The sequence below is a fragment of the Akkermansia sp. BCRC 18949 genome (assembly GCF_045011645.1).
GTDB lineage: Bacteria > Verrucomicrobiota > Verrucomicrobiia > Verrucomicrobiales > Akkermansiaceae > Akkermansia > Akkermansia massiliensis.
In genome coordinates, this window is sequence record NZ_CP123619.1 from 2,911,480 (window position 1) to 2,930,611 (window position 19,132).

General features: G+C 53.9%; 22 protein-coding genes. 3 read left to right on the top strand and 19 right to left on the bottom strand.

The genetic code is table 11. The features are described from left to right. Positions 1-125: 125 nt before the first annotated feature. From P8A25_RS12245 to P8A25_RS12325, 17 genes are all read right to left on the bottom strand, one after another. Positions 126-1,421 (bottom strand): hypothetical protein, encoded by a 1,296-nt coding sequence (locus P8A25_RS12245; protein WP_404838712.1) that lies wholly within the window; start codon positions 1,419-1,421, stop codon positions 126-128. Positions 1,422-1,508: 87 nt separating this feature from the next. Next, on the bottom strand, positions 1,509-3,596 hold the full coding sequence (gene ppk1 / locus P8A25_RS12250) for a polyphosphate kinase 1 (protein WP_046434442.1): 2,088 nt from the start codon (positions 3,594-3,596) through the stop codon (positions 1,509-1,511). Between the two features lie 35 nt (positions 3,597-3,631). Next, entirely contained in the window at positions 3,632-5,194 is a 1,563-nt protein-coding gene (locus P8A25_RS12255) for an HD domain-containing protein (protein WP_102721107.1), read from the bottom strand. A gap of 159 nt (positions 5,195-5,353) precedes the next feature. Next, complete coding sequence (locus tag P8A25_RS12260; RefSeq protein WP_102729677.1) at positions 5,354-6,427, bottom strand: acyltransferase; 1,074 nt, start codon at positions 6,425-6,427, stop codon at positions 5,354-5,356. A gap of 18 nt (positions 6,428-6,445) precedes the next feature. After that, positions 6,446-7,243: a type I methionyl aminopeptidase gene (gene map, locus P8A25_RS12265; RefSeq protein ID WP_022396882.1), complete on the bottom strand. Its 798-nt coding sequence runs from the start codon at positions 7,241-7,243 to the stop codon at positions 6,446-6,448. Positions 7,244-7,256: 13 nt separating this feature from the next. Continuing rightward, entirely contained in the window at positions 7,257-7,907 is a 651-nt protein-coding gene (locus P8A25_RS12270) for a nucleoside monophosphate kinase (RefSeq protein WP_022396881.1), read from the bottom strand. Between the two features lie 32 nt (positions 7,908-7,939). Continuing rightward, a complete protein-coding gene (gene secY / locus P8A25_RS12275; RefSeq protein WP_102721105.1) occupies positions 7,940-9,442 on the bottom strand; it encodes a preprotein translocase subunit SecY in 1,503 nt (500 codons plus the stop codon). A gap of 140 nt (positions 9,443-9,582) precedes the next feature. Further along, positions 9,583-10,041: a 50S ribosomal protein L15 gene (gene rplO / locus P8A25_RS12280; RefSeq protein WP_022396878.1), complete on the bottom strand. Its 459-nt coding sequence runs from the start codon at positions 10,039-10,041 to the stop codon at positions 9,583-9,585. 62 nt (positions 10,042-10,103) lie between these two features. Next, positions 10,104-10,775, bottom strand: coding sequence for a 30S ribosomal protein S5 (rpsE, locus tag P8A25_RS12285; RefSeq protein ID WP_102721104.1), 672 nt, complete (start codon positions 10,773-10,775; stop codon positions 10,104-10,106). A 16-nt stretch (positions 10,776-10,791) separates the two neighbouring features. Continuing rightward, positions 10,792-11,154: a 50S ribosomal protein L18 gene (gene rplR, locus P8A25_RS12290; protein WP_102728585.1), complete on the bottom strand. Its 363-nt coding sequence runs from the start codon at positions 11,152-11,154 to the stop codon at positions 10,792-10,794. 35 nt (positions 11,155-11,189) lie between these two features. Then, positions 11,190-11,729 carry a 50S ribosomal protein L6 gene (gene rplF, locus P8A25_RS12295; protein WP_102721103.1) on the bottom strand — a complete coding sequence of 180 codons (540 nt, stop codon included), beginning with the start codon at positions 11,727-11,729 and terminating at the stop codon, positions 11,190-11,192. A 21-nt stretch (positions 11,730-11,750) separates the two neighbouring features. Continuing rightward, positions 11,751-12,152 (bottom strand): 30S ribosomal protein S8, encoded by a 402-nt coding sequence (rpsH, locus tag P8A25_RS12300; protein WP_215428584.1) that lies wholly within the window; start codon positions 12,150-12,152, stop codon positions 11,751-11,753. 12 nt (positions 12,153-12,164) lie between these two features. Continuing rightward, entirely contained in the window at positions 12,165-12,746 is a 582-nt protein-coding gene (gene rplE / locus P8A25_RS12305; RefSeq protein ID WP_022396873.1) for a 50S ribosomal protein L5, read from the bottom strand. 65 nt (positions 12,747-12,811) lie between these two features. Beyond that, on the bottom strand, positions 12,812-13,039 hold the full coding sequence (gene rplX / locus P8A25_RS12310) for a 50S ribosomal protein L24 (RefSeq protein WP_022396872.1): 228 nt from the start codon (positions 13,037-13,039) through the stop codon (positions 12,812-12,814). Between the two features lie 210 nt (positions 13,040-13,249). Next, positions 13,250-14,122, bottom strand: coding sequence for an NAD(+)/NADH kinase (locus P8A25_RS12315; protein ID WP_404838713.1), 873 nt, complete (start codon positions 14,120-14,122; stop codon positions 13,250-13,252). 310 nt (positions 14,123-14,432) lie between these two features. Further along, positions 14,433-15,227: a hypothetical protein gene (locus tag P8A25_RS12320; RefSeq protein WP_215442241.1), complete on the bottom strand. Its 795-nt coding sequence runs from the start codon at positions 15,225-15,227 to the stop codon at positions 14,433-14,435. 12 nt (positions 15,228-15,239) lie between these two features. Next, a complete protein-coding gene (locus P8A25_RS12325; RefSeq protein WP_154301762.1) occupies positions 15,240-15,809 on the bottom strand; it encodes a hypothetical protein in 570 nt (189 codons plus the stop codon). Between the two features lie 236 nt (positions 15,810-16,045). On the opposite strand from P8A25_RS12325, the gene P8A25_RS12330 reads away from it, so the two are divergent. After that, positions 16,046-16,969 (top strand): IS1595 family transposase, encoded by a 924-nt coding sequence (locus P8A25_RS12330; protein WP_215442314.1) that lies wholly within the window; start codon positions 16,046-16,048, stop codon positions 16,967-16,969. Positions 16,970-17,224: 255 nt separating this feature from the next. Here the strand turns inward: P8A25_RS12330 and P8A25_RS12335 are convergent, their stop codons facing one another. Further along, a complete protein-coding gene (locus P8A25_RS12335) occupies positions 17,225-17,491 on the bottom strand; it encodes a hypothetical protein (RefSeq protein ID WP_215442242.1) in 267 nt (88 codons plus the stop codon). 262 nt (positions 17,492-17,753) lie between these two features. Continuing rightward, entirely contained in the window at positions 17,754-17,996 is a 243-nt protein-coding gene (locus P8A25_RS12340) for a helix-turn-helix domain-containing protein (RefSeq protein ID WP_287159448.1), read from the bottom strand. Positions 17,997-18,119: 123 nt separating this feature from the next. Here P8A25_RS12340 and P8A25_RS12345 point away from each other — a divergent pair, with 123 nt between their 5' ends. After that, on the top strand, positions 18,120-18,563 hold the full coding sequence (locus P8A25_RS12345; RefSeq protein ID WP_215442244.1) for a hypothetical protein: 444 nt from the start codon (positions 18,120-18,122) through the stop codon (positions 18,561-18,563). A 183-nt stretch (positions 18,564-18,746) separates the two neighbouring features. Continuing rightward, entirely contained in the window at positions 18,747-19,097 is a 351-nt protein-coding gene (locus P8A25_RS12350; protein ID WP_257229053.1) for a septal ring lytic transglycosylase RlpA family protein, read from the top strand. Positions 19,098-19,132 lie beyond the last annotated feature (35 nt).

A 19,132-nucleotide genomic window follows, 5' to 3' on the forward strand; every position in this document is an offset into this window, starting at 1 on the left:
CCCATCTCCCTCCCTTCCTACCACAAGGCACAGTCCAGGGCAAACTATTTGTTGTAAACGGCTCCCGCATGATTGCCCGCAAAAGGGCCAATCCCCCGGGAGGAAAGGAATCTGCCCTTCCCCGTTCAAAAGTGGAACCTGACGGCGGCAAACCAGGTCCATCCACTGAAGCACCTGGCGCCTTCCGGCGCTCCGCTGGTCGTCGTATATTCCCCCCCTGCCATCAATTTCAGCATGTCCGGGTCTTCCGGGAAAAAATAATAATTCAGGCCGAAGTAAAAGGAGTTCATCGTGCTGACCCATTTGGGATAGGTGGTCACCGCGGGAACATAGCGGGCGTACATTTTCACGGCGTCCCGCCCATGGGAGAGCTGGTAGCGGAACACGCCTTCCAGATGCGGGGAAAACCTGTAGGAAGGCAATACCGCCAGGCCGTAAACATTCTCTCCCAGAGAGGTCCCCACCACGCGGAAGCCGGACATGAGTTCCGTCACCATGGAAAATTTCCCCCGGGACATGACCCAGTCCACCGCCGCCACATCCCGGGCGCCAAGCCCGGAGTAATAGGAATCCTCCGGCAGGGAGCGTCCCGCGTAATGGGTGAAGTTGTGGGCATACGTCAGCCAGACGCGGCTTTTCTCCCCCGGCAGAAAGCCGCGGGCGTCCAGATGGACGGAGGCCTTGGCAAAGGCATTGTCCGCCGTATTAAACCTGATTTCATGCGCCAGGCTGTCGCTGGTGTCGTTCAGGAAGACGGAAGCCTCCCACCCCACGGGCACGTCCTGCCGCGGGTTTTCCAGCACAACGCCCCAACTGGAGATGGTCCCGAGCTGGTTGACCAGGTCGGACCGTTCCAGGGTCTTGAGTTCACTGGCCGTCTCCCGGAATCCCGCCGTCATCTTGGAGGTGATTTTCCCGACGCGCGCAAAGAAGGAGGGATTGACCTTGTATTTCAGGTAGAGTTCAAAGATGCTCCAGTCCGTCTTCGTCCTTCTCCAGCGGCCATCCTCCACCTTGTACATGCCGTCCAGCTCCCCCATGTTGGTCAAACTGTGCAGCGTCAGGCGGTTTTTGAAGAAAACGGCTTCAAACCCTATCTGGAGCCTCCGCCATTCGTTTTCCCTGCCATGAGAGCCCTTGCGGAACCGGTTGGCTCCGGAAGGGGAGACCTGAGCCCCCTGGTACTGCCCCGTCAGCAGCAGCTTGAACTGGTTCAGGAACTCCGCGTCCTTGTTGTCATAGAGATAGGGCATCTTCTTCAGACGGGAGTACAGGCCATCCTCCGCCGGATGGGAAGGAGCCCTTACGGAGGCTCCGAGGCCCGCAGGCCCGGACGCCTGCCATGCCGAACCTTCCGCCCATACAGAGCCGTACCCCCCAGCCAGCGCGATCAGGAAAAAACAGCATACGCGGGCAAACATGTCTCATGAAAAGACATGTTCCGGACCCCTACGTGTTGAAGGTATGCCGGAGGATGCCACGCATGCGGCCCAATGCTCCGGACCGGGTTAATGCGGCGTGTGGGGCTCCAGCATCTGCTGGCGTTCCCGTTCCTTGTCCTTGGCCAGGCGGCGGGCCTCCTTGGTCAGGTACTGTTGCAAACGGAAGGCTTTCTGGCCCTTTTTCCGAACGACGTGCTCGGAAGTGCCGTCAGGCAAAATATTGCAGGCCTGCACGTTGTCCCTGAAACAGGCGTCCAGGATGGATTTGAGGCGGCGCGCCAGCTTCCCGTTGGTGACGGGCACCATGAGCTCCACCCTCTTGTCCAGATTGCGGGTCATCCAGTCCGCGCTGGCGATGAAAAGCTGGTGATTGCCGCCGTGGTGGAAGAAGAAGATGCGCGCGTGCTCCAGATAGCGGTCCACAATGCTGACCACGCGGATCACCTTGCCGTTGGGCCGGGGGCCCGTTTTCAGGCAGCAGATGCCGCGCACGTTCAGTTCAATGTCCACCCCGGCGTCCGCGGCCCTGTACAGGGCGTCAATGATTTCCACATCCTGAAGGCTGTTCATCTTGGCGGAGATGCGAGCCGGTTCCCCCTGCCGCGCGCGCTCCGCCTCCCCTTCAATGAGTTCAATGAGGCGCGCCTTCATCAACACCGGGGAGGGGTACAGCTTGCGGAAGCGCATGAGCTTGGTGCGTCCCGTTACGGAGTTGAAGAACTGGGAGGCGTCCGCCCCCAACTGGTCGTCGCAGGTAAGGTAGGAAATGTCCGTGTAAATCTTGGCGGTTGTTTCATTGTAGTTCCCCGTGCCGAAGTGGCAGTAACGCCGCAGCATGCCCTGCTCCCGGCGCACCACCAGGCATATCTTGGCATGGGTTTTCAGGCCCTTGACGCCGTAGACCACCTGCACGCCGGAACGCTGCAGTTCCTCCGCCTTTTCCAGGTTGCGGGCTTCGTCAAACCGGGCTTTCAGTTCCACCAGCGCCGTCACTTGCTTGCCGCTTTCCGCCGCCTTTTTCAAGGCGGCTACGATGCGGGAGTTTTTGGCGGTCCGGTACAGGACCTGCTTGATGGCGATGACGTCCGGGTCTTCCGCGGCTTCCTCCACCAGGCGCAGGACGGGTTCAAAGCTTTCATAGGGATGGTTGAGCAGGATGTCTCCGTTGGCGATGTTTTCAAAGATGCTGACGGCAGGGTCCACGGAGGGTGACGGCTGCGGGGACCATTGCTCCACTTTCAATTGGTCATTGCCGGGGGCAAAGGCCATTTCCATGAAGTCGGAAAGCATCAGGGGGCCCTTGAGGTCATACGTTTCCTCCTTCCCCGCGCCGACGATCTGCATGATCCTGTCATGCAGGGGGACGGGAGCGGAGGATTCTATTTCCAGCCTCACGCATTCGGAGAATTTGCGGGCCACAAGCACTTCCTCCATTTCATCCGCCAGGTCCAGGGCGTCCTCCTCCTGCACGGCAATGTCCCCATTGCGCGTGACGCGGAATACCGCGGCGGAGAGAACGGTTTCACCGGGAAAAACGGTGCCGATGCATTCCCGGACCAGGTCCTCCAGCATCACGTAGCGTTCCGTTTCCGCGGAAGGGACGGGCACGCGCCGCGGCAGGCCGTCCGGCAGGGCCACCACGCTGGCGCGGACCTCCCCGGTTTCATTGTCCCGCAGTTCCACGCCCATCAGCAGCTTGAGGGACGGCAGCGCGGGAGCCTCCGGCGCATCCATGTCCAGCGGCGTCAGCAGCGGGAATATCTGGTTGTTGAAGTATTGCTCCAGCGTCAGCTTCTGGGAAGTGCTGAGGTCCTCCATGGCCAGCGGATTGATGCCGTTGATTTCCATCCACGGCAGGATTTCTTCATGAAACAGGCGGTACTGGTCCTCAATCATGCGGCCCACGCGGGTGCGGATGTCCTTGAGCTGGCGGGTTGGGGTCAGCCCGGAAATGTCCTTCACGCGGGAGCCGGAATGCCGCAGCATCTGGAGGCCGCCCACGCGCACCATGAAGAACTCGTCCAGGTTGGAGGCGGTAATAGCCAGGAACTTCAGGCGTTCCAGCAGGGGAAGGTCCGTTCTCACGGCTTGGTCCAGCACGCGCTGGTTGAATTCCAGCCAGGAGAGCTCTCTGTTGATGTATTCGTTAGACATGGAGAAAATAAGGGATGGAAGTTTCTTGAATCAGCCTACCGCTGGGGCACCAGCACGACGTCATAACCGAAGATGTCCGCAAACAGGTCGCCCTTCAGCCGCAGCGCCAGGTCTTCCACGGCGGTTTCACGCACGCCCTGGAGCTCCAGCTCCAGCATCCGGCCCCGGATGCGCGCCCGGACGCCGTTCACGCGCTGGGCATGGCCGCGTTCCAGGGCGTCCGCCACGCGCAGGATGGCAGCCATCTTGGCTACGCGCATGCGGTCCGTCAGCTCCAGCTCCCCGTACATGGGGTCGGAATTGGCGGGCACCTCATGCCGATGGTAGCGGGCCAACAGGGCGATCGTTTCCACGTCGTCCCGGGAAAGGCCGAAGATTTCACTGTTCAGGATGATGTACTGGGAATGGAGCTGGTGGTCCTGCTGGCTGATGAAAGACCCCACCTCATGCAGGATGGAGGCCACCTCCAGCAGCAGCCGGTCGTGCTCGGAAAGGCGGTGCAGGTCCTGGAGCTGGTCAAACATTTCCATGCACAGGCGCGCCACATGCTCGCGGTGCCCCTTGTCCGCCTTGTACCTGTCCGCCAGAATCCCGGCGAAGTGGAGCACCTCCGCCTCCAGGTCCCCCGGATGCTGTTCCGCCCGGATCAGGCTGCTTGAGAATTCCTCGTCATAGCCGCTTCCGGGGATGATCACGTCATTCAGGTTCAGGCTGCGGGCAATCATCTCCGTCATCAGCACGGCGGGCAGAAGGGAATCCACCCCGGCAAAGTCCGCCCCGTAAACGTTCATGCGCTGCTCCAGGGTGGTGCGGGACATCCGTTCCGCTTCCGCCACCAGGGCGGAACACGCCACCTTGCCTTCCGGCGTGGGGTCCAGGCGGTCACGGAGCTGCTGCATCTCCTGGCCGATGACGATGAGCCCAGCGAGGCCCTTGACGCCGCCGTAATCCAGGCAAATCTGGTCTACCTGCCCGCGCATGTGCTCCCGCAGCAGGGAAAGTTCCGCCACATCGTCCCCGTATTCTATTTCTCCGACGGCCTCGCCCGTGCGGTGCGTCCCCAGCCGGTAGCAGGAATAGCGCACGATGCGCCCCTTCTGGAACAGGAGCACGCGGGTATTGCCCGGCCCCGTATGGACCACGAGCACCTTTTTCTTGCTGAATCCCGGGTATTGCGCCAGCGTTTCCTGCACCTTCACGTAAATGAGGCGCGTCATTTTGCCGTCGTCAATCCGGCGTCCCCGCAGGCCGTGGGCCACGTGCATGCGGTTGACGAACACGTCCACATTGTCCGCCTCGGAAATGATGTTGGAGATCATGAGCCGGACGGAAAGCCTGCTGCCGGTTCCGTATTCCTTGAGAATTTCCAGATAGTCTCCGATGATTTGCACGCAACGGTCCATGGTATGCCGGGAAATGCGGTGGAAACGGAAGATGTCCCGCGCCATGGGCACGGGCTGCTGGAGGAAGTCCAGCAGGCGAATCCTGTCCTGAACCACCTCAGCCACCATCAGGCTCATGGAGCTCGGCCCCAGGTAGATCACCGCCTGCGTTGATAATTCCGAATCCTGAACCTGCTCGCCTTGAATCATTGCCATACCATGTATTGTTTCCCAGCCGTGGAGCAAGAATGGCGGCGTGACAAAAGCGCCATCCCCACCCGTTCCAGCAAGGGGCAGAATAAGGAATTTGCCTTTTGACGGCAAGAGATAAGCGCGGCTCCTTTTCCGGTCCGGAGGAACGGCCCTGCAGGGCGGCTATTTCCCGTAGGCTCCCAGCAGGGGAACCAGGCGCGGGGCAAACCTTTTCATGCAGAAGAAGAGCCCCGCCAGCACGGCGAAGATGACCGGAACCAGGCAGAGCCACAGGACGTCCCAGGCCTCCCCCTTCCACGTAATCCAGCCGCTTTCACGCAGCAGGATGATGACGATGTAGTGCGTGCCGAAGATGAAGAAGCACGCCGGGGCCAGCCCCGCCACCCATCTGGCCGCGCGCGGAAACCATTCCGTGAACAGAATGGCCAGGGACATCAGCCCCAGCATTCCCAGCGCAATAAGCATGGAGTTGTGCTGGTCCCGGTGGCCCACCAGCCACCAAGTGAGCGCGAGCGTGGCAAGCAGGAACGGCACCGCATACCGTCGCACGGATTCCGTCAGGAACGGAAGGGAGTAACGGGATACGTACATCCCCACCAGGAAAAAGCCCAGGCTGTTGGCGATAGGATAGTCATGATCCGCCAGGTCCAGCGCAAAGTAGTTCAGGGAGAGCATGATGATTCCCACCCAGAGCATGTAGTTCCCCATGCGGTGCAGGAGGGGCGCTACAGCGGTATAAATGATGATGTCGCGCAGAAACCACATGGGGGCGTCCACCGGGTGCCCGGCAATGCCCAGGCAGCGGCCGAACGCCGCGAGGGCGGACCAGAAGCCGCTGCCCGCCTCCCCCTTCAGCCATGCATACATGGGCTGGTAGGAGACGTAGTATTCATGAAGGGGGGACCAGCCGATCAGAACGGCCGCCGCCAGCCCCCACACCAGGTACGGGCGGAGAAGAAACCAGCTCCGCTTCCACAGGAAAAAGCTCCCCCCGTCCAGCGGACCGAACGAACCGCGCCCCACAAAGTAACCCGCCGCCAGCAGGAAAAAGGGAGTGCGCGCCGCCAGAAATTCCGCCCATATCCACCGGTAGAGCTCCGCCGAATAGAAGGCCATGTGGTTTGCAATAATCAGGATGCAGGCAATCACACGGGCCACATCCACCCACACCATCCGGTGCGTGGCCGTCCTCTCCAGAATTACGGGAGCGGGAATCTGGGCGTCCGGCGGCGTCATTCCCTTGCGGGGCTGGAGTTACAAAGGGGCGATGCCGAGCTGCTCCGGCAACGCGATGCGGGGGCGCTCCGTCACAATCAGGGGAGCCCCGTCCGTCACGATGACCGTGTGTTCAAAGTGGGCGGATGGCTTGCCGTCCGCCGTGACGACCGTCCAGCCGTCATCCAGAATCTTGACGGAAGGCCTGCCGGCGTTCACCATCGGTTCGATAGCCAGCGCCATGCCCTTTTTCAGGCGCGGAAGCTTGTAATGGGGGCGGTAGTTGGGAACCTGGGGCTCTTCATGCAGATGGCGGCCTATGCCATGGCCTACAAAGTCCCTGACCACGGTGTACCCGCGGGGACGCACAAAGCCCTCCACAGCCGCGCAGACGTCCGCCAGCAGCGCGCCGGGCCTCACCAGTTCAATGGCACGGAACAGGGATTCCTCCGTCACGGCCAGCAGGCGCAGCTTTTCCGGGTCCACCATGCCCACGGGCACGGTCATGGCGTTGTCTCCATGCCAGCCGTCCACAATGGCACCCACGTCCAGGCTCACGATGTCCCCGTTCTGGATGCGGCGCGGACCGCCGCTGCCGTGCACCACTTCCTCATTGATGGAAATGCAGAGCTGGCCGGGGAACCCGCGGTACTGGTAGAAGGAGTTGCCTACCTTGTGCTTCTTGAAGATTTCACGCGCGATGTCGTCTATTTCCCGCGTGGTGCGGCCCGCCTGGACCTCGGCTCCGATCTCCATCAAGATTTCCGCCGTTACAGCTCCGGCCTTTTGCATTTTGGCAACCTCGCCGGGAGACTTGATGTGGATTCGTTCTGCCATGGAATTCGTCTTTCTATTGCCGGTATTCTTCCAGCTTGCGGGCCAGGTCGCGGGAAACCTCGGCAGGTTCCCGTTCCTCGGTTACCGTCATTTTAACCACCAGGCCGCGGGCTTCGTAGTACCTGGCTACGGGCAGCGTCATGGCTTCAAAGTCTTTCCAGCGGCGGGCGAAGGCCTCCATGTTGTCATCCTTGCGGGAGACCATTTTGCCTCCGCATTTGGAGCATTCCTCTTCCGATGTCTGCACCACATGGCCGCACGTGGAGCATTCCCGGCGGTGCATGATGCGCTGTTCAATGAGTTCCCGGGCTACGTCCATCCAGACGACCACGTCCACGGAGGTTCCGCGCTGGGTCAGGAAATGGTCCAGGGCTTCCGCCTGCGCAACCGTGCGGGGATAGCCGTCCAGCAGCCATGCGTCATTGTCCATTTCCGAAAGCCAGCCGCGCACCATGTCGTTGACGATCTCGTCCGGAACCAGCATGGCCTTGTCCATATAGCCCAGGGCTTTCCGTCCCAGCTCCGTGCAGGATTCCACTTCCCGCCGCAGCAGGGAGCCGGTGCTCAGGGAGTTCAGGTTGAAAGTATCAGCCAGAAACCGGCCCTGGGTTCCTTTGCCGGATGCGGGAGGCCCAACCAGGATGAAATGCTTGAGATCCTTCATGTCTTTACTTTCGGAAGAGGGAATGGCGTTCCTTACTGCATGGCATTGTAGGCGATGGCACCAGCCAGCACCAGCAGGGCGATGACGACCCACATGACGGTGACCGTGCGGCTGCCTGCGGCGGCTCCGGTACCCTGGATGTGACCGTATTTGCCCTTGAGCTTGCCCTTTTTCAGGAAGCCGTCGTAGTTGCGGGAGAGAAGAGTGGTTTCCACCTGGCGCATCATGTCAAGCAGCACGCCGACCAGAATCAGAAGGCTGGTGCCCCCGAAGAATTGGGTGACCAGGTAGGGGATGCTGCCCCCGATGTTCAGCAGGGAAGGCAGGAAGTAGATGAGGGTCAGGAATGCGGAACCGGCAAAGGTCAGCCTCTGCATGGTCTGGTCCAGGAAAAGGGCGGTGGGAGGTCCGGGGCGGATGCCGGGGATGTAGCCGCCGTTGCGCTTCAGGTCTTCCGCGATCTGGGAGGGCTGGAACATGGTAGCCACCCAGAAGTAGGAGAAGAAGAAGATCATGAGGCCGGAAATGATGTAGTAGCCGGAGGAAGCGGGGTTCATCCAGTCATTCATCTTGGTGGCGATCCACTGCAGCGTGGTGTTGTAGTGGGCGATCTGGGAGAAGAGCACCTGCGGAAGGGACAGGATGGCCGTGGCGAAGATGACGGGCATCACGCCGGAGTAGTTGAGCTTGAGCGGCAGGTACTGAGTGGCGCCGTTGAACATTTTATTGCCCATGACCCGTTTGGCGTATTGCACGGGTATGCGCCGCTGGGCCTGCGTTACCGTGACGACGAGCGCCACCACGATAATCAGGAAGGCGATCAGGGCCACGAGCAGCATGGCGCCCATCGGGACGACCGCGCCGTCCTTGTACACCAGCGTTTTCCAGGCCAGGGTCACCGCGCCCGGAAGGGCATGGATAATGTTGACGGAAATAATGAGGGAGACGCCGTTGCCGACGCCGCGCTCCGTAATCTGGTCGCCTATCCACATCAGGAACATGGTGCCCGCCACCATGATGAGCACCGTCATCAGGGCAAACTGCATGCCTGGGTCAATGACGAGCTGGCAGTCCGGAGGGATGTTGAGGCCCACGGCTTTCAAACGGTCCGGATGTTCCAATGTACCGACCAGGAACCAGCCCTGCACAATGGCGATGACGATGGCAATGGCGCGCGTCCATTTGGTCATCTTCTGGCGGCCTCCCTCTTCCCGCACCATCTTGGCCCACTGGGGAACCACCGCGGAAAGGAGCTGGGTCATGATGGAAGCGGAGATGTAGGGCATGATGCCCAGCGCAAAAATGCCGCACTGCTGCAGGCCGCCGCCGGAAAAGATGGTCAGCACGGTAGCCAGGCCCGCACCGGGGCCGCTGGCATTCGCGGAGGCTTCAATCACTTTCTGCAGCTCCATGACGTCAATGCCCGGCAGGGGTATCTGTACCCCCAGGCGGACGACGACGATCATCGCCAGTGTGAACAAAATCCGGTGCCTGAGCTCCGGTACTTTCATGGAGTTTGCAAATGCGGATATCATGGTCCTGTAATATAGAAGTTGTCGCGCAGCTTGGCTTGCATGTCACGGCGGCTTGTACCCGGGGCATCCATGGGGACCGCAACAGTAAACACAATGATGCGAACCGGGTCAAGCTGCATGACCCGGTTCGCCAAATGTGATTAGGCTTCGCTGAGCACGGTGACGGTGCCACCGGCCTGAGTCACCTTTTCGCGGGCGCTGGCGCTCACGAAGTCCACGACTACGTTCAGGCTTTTGGTCAGGGTGCCGTTGCCGAGAAGTTTCACGGCGTCACAGGGACCTTGAACGAGCTTGGCTGCACGCAGGGTGTTTTCATCAACCGTAGCGCCGGCTTCAAACACGCGTTCGAGCTGGGAGAGGTTGACGATGAGGATTTTGTCCTGGAAGCGGGTGTTGTTGAACCCCTTCTTGGGCAGACGGCGGTGAAGGGGCATCTGGCCGCCTTCAAATCCCGGGCGGATGGAGCCGCCGGAACGGGCCTTCTGGCCCTTGTTGCCTTTGCCGCAGGTCTTGCCGAGACCGGAGCTTTCCCCGTTGCCGAGGCGCTTCCTGCGGTGCTTGGCTCCCGGATTGGGCTTAATCGTATGAAGCTGTAACATGTTATTTACAATGGTTGGATTTCGTGGAGGCGGCGGCACGGGGCGGCCGCCTCCTGGTCAGATTAGATGGCCTTTTCCTTCTTCTTGCCGCGGTCGGCAAGGACCTGGTCGCTCGTGCGCAGGGAAGCGAGAGCCTGCAGGGTAGCCTTCACCACGTTGGCATGGTTGGAGGAACCGAGGGATTTGGCAACGATGTCACGCACGCCGGCTGCTTCCAGCACGGCACGGATGGTGTTGCCGGCAATGAGGCCGGTACCGGGGGAGGCGGGCTTCAGGAGCACCTTGCCGCCGCCGAATTCGGAGTAGACTTCATGCGGAATCGTGCCGTTGGCGATGGAGACCGGGCGAAGCTGGCGCTTGGCGGCTTCCGTAGCCTTGCGGATGGCGTCTGCCACTTCATTGGCCTTGCCGAAGCCGAAGCCTACGCGGCCTTCCATGTCGCCGCTCACGACGAGGGCGGAGAAGGAGAAGCGGCGGCCGCCCTTGACGACCTTGGCGCAACGGTTGATGAACACAACCTTTTCAGCGAGCTGGGGGCCTTCTTCCACGGGAGCTTCAGCCTGGGGGCCACGGCGTCCGTCACGGCGGGGACCACGGGGTCCGCGGCCATTCTGGCCGTCACGGCGGGGTCCGCGGGGACCGCGGAAGTCGCGGCCGCCCTGTGCGGGTTGCTGCGCTTGAGCGGGAGCGGCGGCTTCCGTAGCAGGAGCAGTGTTTTCCGTTTCGTTATTCATTTAGGGAATCTTTCAATTAGAATTTCAAACCAGTTTCGCGGGCGGCATCGGCCAGAGCCTTCACCTTGCCGCAGAACTTGAAGCCACCGCGGTCGAAGACGACTTCAGTGACATTGGCGGCCTTCGCACGTTCACCAATCAGGTTGCCTACCTTGGTGGCAGAGGCGCGGTTGGCGAGCTTGGAAGGATCGGCGATGGATGCATCGGCCGTGGAAGCGGAGCAGATGGTCTTGCCCACCGTGTCGTCGATGATCTGGGCATAGACGTGACGGTTGGAGAAATAGACAGCCAGGCGGGGGCGGGAAGCCGTTCCGGAGAGCTTTCTGCGGATGCGGCGGCGAACCTTGGCGCGGATGGCTTTGCGATTGATAGTACTCATCGTGTATAAATATGTTGTAATAGTTATTACCTGAATTACTTACCGACGCTCTTGCCTTCCTTGCGGCGGATAACTTCACCGGCAAAGCGCACGCCCTTGCCCTTGTAGGGTTCCGGGGGATAGTACGCACGGACTTCAGCGGCAAACTGGCCTACGACCTGCTTGTCGATGCCTTCGACCGTCACTTTCGTGTTTTCGGTCACGGTCACCTTGAGGCCTTCGGGAATTACCTGGTTGATCGGATGGGACTTGCCCAGGTTCAGATCCAGGATGTTGCCCTTCACGGCGGCGCGGAAACCGACGCCGACGATTTCAAGGTTTTTGACGAAGCCTTCGGAAACGCCGATGACCATGTTGTTCAACAGGGAACGGTTCGTGCCGTGCAGGGCGCGAAGCTGGCGGCTTTCGCCAGCGCGGTCAACGGAAAGCTGATTGCCTTCAACGGAGGCGGTGATGCCTTCCGGAAGCGTCCAGGAAAGCTTGCCTTTGGGGCCTTCCACCTGAACGGAAGAGCCGTTAACCTTTACCGTTACCTTGTCCGGCAATGTGATGGATTTTTTACCAACTCGGGACATATGTTTAGGAAATGTTAATGGTTACCATACAAGGGCGAGAAGTTCGCCGCCGATGCTCTGCTTGCGCGCCTGCGCACCGGTCATCACACCACGGGAGGTGGAGACGATGGCAATGCCAAGCCCACTGAGAACGCGGGGAATGTCCTCGGAAGAAACGTACTGGCGGCGGCCCGGCTTGGAGCTGCGCTTCACGTCGGTGACGACCGGCTTGCCCTGGGAGGTAAATTTGGTCTTCACCTTGATTTGCTTCTTGGTTCCTTCACCGGTCACTTCATAGTTCCAGATGTAGCCTTCTTCCTGCAGAATCCGGGCGATTTCCACCTTGATGTTGGAGCAGGGAGCGGTAAATTCCTCATTGCCGGCCAGGCTGGCGTTTTTCAGGCGGGTGAGGAAGTCGGAAATGGGGTCACTTAATACGGCCATGGTAAGAAATAGTTAGGCGTTAGCGGTTTGAGTTTCTTCGGCCTTCTTCGGTTCACGCATGGGAACGCCCAGACCGCGAAGCAGGTCGCGGCCTTCATCGTCCGTAGGAGCGGAAGTCACGAAAATGATGTCGAAGCCGATCTGACGCTTGATCTGGTCAAGTTCGATTTCGGGGAAGATGGACTGGTCGGAGATACCGATGGCATAGTTCCCGTTGCCGTCAAAGGACTTGTAGGGAAGGCCGCGGAAGTCGCGGATGTTCGGAGCCGTCACGTTGATGAAGCGGTCCAGGAATTCCCACATGCGGGCGCCGCGCAGCGTTACGCGGGCTCCCAGAGGTTCGCCTTCACGCACCTTGAAGTTGGCCACGCTCTTGCGGGCGAAGGTGACGGACGGCTTTTGTCCGGTAATTTTAGCGATTTCATTGACGGCATCTTCCACGGCCTGTTTGCGGTCCGGGTGCTTGCCCATGCAGGAGGTGACAACGATCTTCTCCAGGCGGGGAATCTGATGCACGTTCTTGTATGCATGCTTCGCTTGAAGGCCGGGAACGACCTTTTCACGGTAGTATGTTTGCAGTGTTGGTGTACTCATTGTTTTAGCGGGTCAGCTCTTTATTAATGATTTATGTGGCTTAAGCGCAGGGTCAGGCCGGAGGCCTAGCCTACTTTTTTCACGTTGGAGATGTGAATCGGGCCGTTAATCTCCTGAATGCCGCCTTCCGGGTTCTGTTCCGTCGGGCGCACAGCCTTTTTCAGGGTGCGGACGCCTTCTACGATGACAGTACCTTTGGAAGCATTCACGGCGAGAACGGTGCCGCGCTTGCCCTTGTGGTTACGTCCGGCGATGATTTCTACTTCATCACCTTTTTTCACGTGGGTCTTCATATATGACTATTTCTTACGCGTTTATGCGATTAAGATCTACCACCCCCTTGGTGGTAGGGCAGGAAGAGTATTATAGGATAGGCCTTTTCGTCAAGCCCGCATCCTAAAAAAATCGTTTTACCGCCCCTGCGCCAATGTGGAACGATCAATGGAGAAGCGCCCCGGCCTGCAAAAGACACCGGGCCCGGTTTCCGAACCGCCGGAACGGTTTTATTCATCATCCGTAGGAATCTCCGCTCCCTGCCAGCGCAGCTTGGCCCTCAAGAGAGCGCCGAAGTTCTGTTTGCGGAGATGAACCAGGGAGAGGGTTTCCGGAGCTTTCCGGATCACGAGGCTTTCTCCCACTTCAATGGGATAGGCGGAACGGCCGTCCAGGGAATAAACCATGGAATCAAAGCGGCCGCGGCGCTCGCGGGGCCGCAGGCGTATGGTCATGGTGTCCGGAAGCACCACGGAACGGTTGGTCAGGCTGTGCGGGCAGATGGGGGTGACGCACACCACGCGGGACATGGGCCATACCAGCGGCCCTCCGGCGGAAAGGGAGTACGCCGTGGAGCCGGTGGGGGTGGAGACCAGAACGCCGTCCGCATGGTAGCGGTTCAGCAGTTCTCCGTCTATCTCGGCATCCAGGTCCACCATCTTGCCGGACTGGGCGCGGATGAGGGAGACTTCATTCAGCGCCAGCTTGCGGGGAGGGACTGCGACACCGTCCACGCCCATCCGGACCACCTCCAGCATGGAGCGCTCGTCCGTCAGGAAAGAACCCTCCTGGAGGGCGTACGCCAGCAGCGGCAGCTCCTGTACGGAACAGGTGGTCATGAATCCCAGGCGCCCCAGGTTCACGCCCGCCAGGGGCACGTGGTGCGCAGCCGCCAGAGAGGAGACGGTCAGCATGGTGCCGTCCCCGCCGAAGGTTACCAGCATGCTGCACCGGACGATGGCCTGTTCCAGGGCATCCGGCGTCTCAATGACGCAGGACCCCAGCCCGTGGCGGGAAAGCTCGCGGCGCATGATGCGCAGCGCTTCCCCCAGTCCCAGTTTTTCCGCCAACGCGACCAGGCCGATTACCTTGGAAGGATTCATGCGGGCAAGCATACTGCATTTTCCCGCGCCGCTCAACTGGTAAACCACGGCAGGGGGAAAGATTCCTTCCGGGCATCCCTATCCATTAAATTTCAATTCCTGTTTCTTTTTTGTTATACAAGATTATAAACATGTGTTAAAGATAAAAAGCGTGAATTGGTCCCTCCCCGTCCTGCTGCTTTTTCTGATGCCGGGCTGCTCCACTACGGAGAAGTGCGGCCAGAAAACGGCCCCGGCCGTACAGGCGACAGAGGCGCATGTAAAAAATGGGGACCTACATACTTGACTAACCATCCAACTAGATGACCTTCTATTCAATTTGCATGCAAGTATTTTGTCGTAAATACTGCATAATATCTGGACGATGCTTGGCAAGTATTTCATCTAATGCCTCTTGAACAAAAGGAGCAACCCAATATTGAGAATTTTCTGGAGGTTGCATGCCACATTCCAGATAATCAATATAGTCACTTGAAGACATATAGTGTTCTTTTATGGAAAACATATACGATATATGTAAACAAAATAGATCCTTTAAATCAAAAGAAAAAACATTCAATTTTTTTACTCTATTTGGAAGATGTATTTCATTATCATTCAATATAATATTTGAAAAAAAGTTATAGTGCATATTATTATTGCATCTATCTCTTATTTTCTTATATCTGTCATCTTTTTCAAATACAAGTGACCGGAGATTTTCTAAAGATTTAACGTCTCGAATATAGCGAGACATTATTCTGAATTCTGGCAAAGAATCTTTACCATTTAACCAATTATCAATTTGTTGAACAACTAGATTTTCAATATTAAAATTATTTTTTAAATACAAATTTGAATATATGTTAATTATGATGGAATCATGATATTTTCTCATTAATGCCCAGGCATCATTTATTCGTCCATTTTTAAGAGTATTTTTTATTGATTCCAAGGTTCCTTTCAATGATGAGTATACATAACTATCTATATTACATATAGACTTTGTTCCTTGTGTCATATAAGAAAATACATTTGTAGATAAGGAATTGTAAAAATCTATATATTGATCCAATTCTTTAAAAATTGCATGGTTTTGATACTCAATATCATCCTCTATCATCATAAAAACACAAATTTAATATGAACAATTATTATTCAAAATCTTCTTATACTTCTTATACATGGAATGAGATTCAGCAATTTTCAAGGCATGTATATCAATGTTACATTGATTCTCTGGGTCAGACAAATGAAGCATCCAAACAACACAAAAATTATTCCATTTATCTGTCAGAGCGGATATTATTCTACAAACTAAATCAGAAAAGGAGATCGGAGCTTTACTTAAAAAAGTCAATCCCGAAAGAGGATCGATGGAAGTTTGGACCGTATTATGTTGCTCATCCAGAAGCCAAGATAAGAATTGAGTCCTTAACAATAGGGGAACTCGAAGATCAGTTAAAACGGTCGGGTATTCCTCAGTCACGTTGGTCTCAATGGACAAATAGGCATAAGCAAATTTAGCAATTTTCTCATTTAGGCAACGATCGGCAAAGTTTTGTAGAGTCAAAGTAGAAGGAAGATATGGTAAAATATTATCGCTTCTATCTTTTTCAATAGATGATTTTACTGAAAATTCAATATTATCACGAAAATTAATACAAAATTCAATTTGTTCATCATAAGATAATTTCTTATCATTCATACAACCATAAAAATACACAAAAATGAGAATATGTCAATTAGACAATCATCATTAAACCCAATAATGGTTAATTTAATCCTTATTAATTTTTATATCATTCAATTTTAAGGACAATTTTCTACTCGCCCAATATGGGTAAGAAAATTGTAATACAAAATAATTCTCAATACGCTGAAAATAAACGCGTACGAACCAATCAAAACACGACAAAATTTCCCTATCAACCAAGCGATGATATGGGAAAAACTAAGCTCAAATACACTTCTCTCTATGACTTCTTCTCCAAATTTCCTAATGAGGAATCCGCTCGGAAGTATTTTGAGTTAAAAAGATGGAATGGTCATGTCCGTTGTCCTCATTGTGGTTCCAATTATATCACCGAATGTAAGGATCAAAAACCGATGCCTTATCGCTGTAAGGATTGTAGAAAGTTCTTCAGCGTCAGATTTGGTACAATTTTAGAGGAATCCAAATTGCCTCTTCACAAATGGTTGATGTGCATGTACCTGTTGGCGACTTCCAGAAAAGGCATTTCCTCCATCCAGATTTCAAAAGAACTTGGAATCACTCAGAAGACTGCCTGGTTCCTATGTCACAGAATAAGGGAAGTTTGGATGAAGGATAAAAAGGAGAAGTTGGACGGTATCGTGGAAGTAGATGAAACCTTCATCGGAGGAAAAGAATCCAACAAGCATTTTTCCAAGAAGCTAAATCAGGGAAGAGGTTCCGTAGGTAAACTGATTGTCATTGGAGCAAAACAGAGAAATGGTAATGTTATTGTGAAGCACATTGACAATACGTCTGCTTACAATTTACAAGGTTTTATCAATAAACATGTTGAGAAAAAATCCAATGTGTTTACCGATGAATTCAAATCCTACAAAGGATTGACTGGTTTTGTCCATGAGTTTGTCAATCACTCAGGGAAGCAATACGTCAATGGAGAGGTTCATACTAATTCCATTGAAAGTTTCTGGTCTCTACTAAAAAGAGGTTACTATGGAGTTTACCATTACATGTCTCCTAAACATTTGAAGAGGTATATCCATGAGTTTTCCTACAGGCACAATACCTCTAAGGTAGAGACAATGGATTTTATAGGAGATACGATTGCCAAGATGGTTGGTAAGAGGTTGATGTATCGTGATTTAGTGAATTGATTTTGAAAATAGAGAGTAAATAGTTTTATGGAAGAAAAAAATCAAAATTGCTTAGTTGGTCCATCTAATGAAATTTTTCGTATTTCGGAAATACCAATATCCCGATGGAGAAAATTATTATTTCTTTTAATTTCTAAACTATTGAATGTGAGGGAAGAATTTCCATATAGATGGCGATATAGAGGCAAGAAAATTGATAAAAATGGTTGTAAAATAAATTACAACCATGAATTTTGCTATCATCAATTATCAATTTTATGACCGTTTTTTAATCCAATCACATGCTGATTGTGCTAACCATCCTCTATGATTAGAATTCAATTCAGATATGAGAATACGATCGTTTTGATCTAAACAGATACTCAATTTATCATAAATTTGACCTGCAGTTGAACTTGTATAAACAAGGTAATGAGATTTCATAATCTTGCAGCTATCATAACTTTCGATTGCAGCATACAAGTCATCATATTTTTGACCTGGTGTATTCAAATCATAGGAAATACTATAAATTTTGCTCATTTAATTTTCCTCCTTTCTACTCAATAAGAAGTTCGCGTTGAGAAACGACCATATGGTCTATCAATTTCTCAACCTCATATCTTATAGAGCAAATATCATGCCAGTTTTTATAAAATTATATAACTCATTTGTATTCTATAGAAATAAATTGTTTTCCAACAATTTAAATAAATAAAACGAGTGTGTCAAAATGTCACAATATTAGACAAATTGACGCGGTTAATGTGACATAATGACCGAGGAACCCATATGTCAGGCGACTTTACTCGGCAGAATCTTTCATCACATCATCCAGAAGACTATGCACATCTATCTGTAGATTTTTACAAATGTTGATGACCTCCGTGAATGTAAGATACCGTTCTCCTACTTCATATTTGTTGATGAAGGTATGAGGTGTATTCAGGAGTTCTCCCAAGTCCCGTTGAGTCATATTCAACTCTAAACGTTTTTCTTTTAATATTTTACGAAGATTTTTCTCTTCATTACTATTCCTGTTCCTCATTTTGGAACAATAACAGAGAATGAGGTTGTACCAAATTCAGGTACAAAAGTGTTTACAAGTCATTTGGAATTCGGTAATAGGTCTTCAATGTTCCTAAAATAGGAACAAACCTAGATAAGAACTATGAAGACATTATTACTTGGAACAGTCCTAGCATCCTTGGCTCTGCTTACCTCATGCAGTAAGTCATCGTCCAATGGAGATGGAAACAATTCAGAAGCTCCATTGACACTGGAAGGAAAAACTCTTACAGGAGGCATGTATGTAGACTATCAGGAAGGTGATGGTTGGGAATTGGAAGCAAAGGATTTTGTTTTCAGTACCGGAACCGTTACATTTGATGCAGTCGAATATGATGCTAATGACCATGAAACAACCAGAACGATTACAGGAAGCTATGTTTTTGAAAAGACCGGAACCAATGTAGGAATTTTGCAGATTGAGTCAAATTGGGTAGGATTTCATCTTAATTTGACGTTTAATGGTAATAATGTTGCTGCTGAAGGTACAATGAAAGAGAATATGGGAAAGGAATTACCTGCAAAGGGTACATTTGATAAGATGTAATTTATTTATTACAAATATATTATGAAAAACGTTGACTAGAATACCTAGTCAGCGTTTTTGTCTAAGTTATTCACCTTCAGATGAAAAGGGAATGACGAAAATATTATAAAATAGTTTGGTTAGTCAAGTATATAGGTCCCAAAAAATGCGCCCTACCGGGTGAGGGGGAAAAGATATACTCCCATGAGCGTCGCAGACGCCCTGCAATACAGTGAAACCGGCTATGCCTCCTGGTATGGCGGGAAAGGACGCAGCATGAAGACATCCTCCGGAGAGTACATCAATCCCCAGCGGTCCATGACGGCGGCCCACAAAACCCTGCCGATGCCGTGCAAGGTGAAAGTCACCTGCCTGGCCACGGGCAAATCAGCCGTCGTCAGGATCAACAACCGAGGCCCCTTTCACAGCAACCGCCTGATAGACCTGACCGCGTCCGCCGCAAGCCGCATCGGCCTGCACAGCCGCGGCGTATCCAAGGTCCGTCTGGAAGTCATTTCAGTGGGTGACGGCCCGTACGAGGTTTTCGCCCGTTAATCCCTTTTATCATTTCCCGTATCTCTACTTTCTCC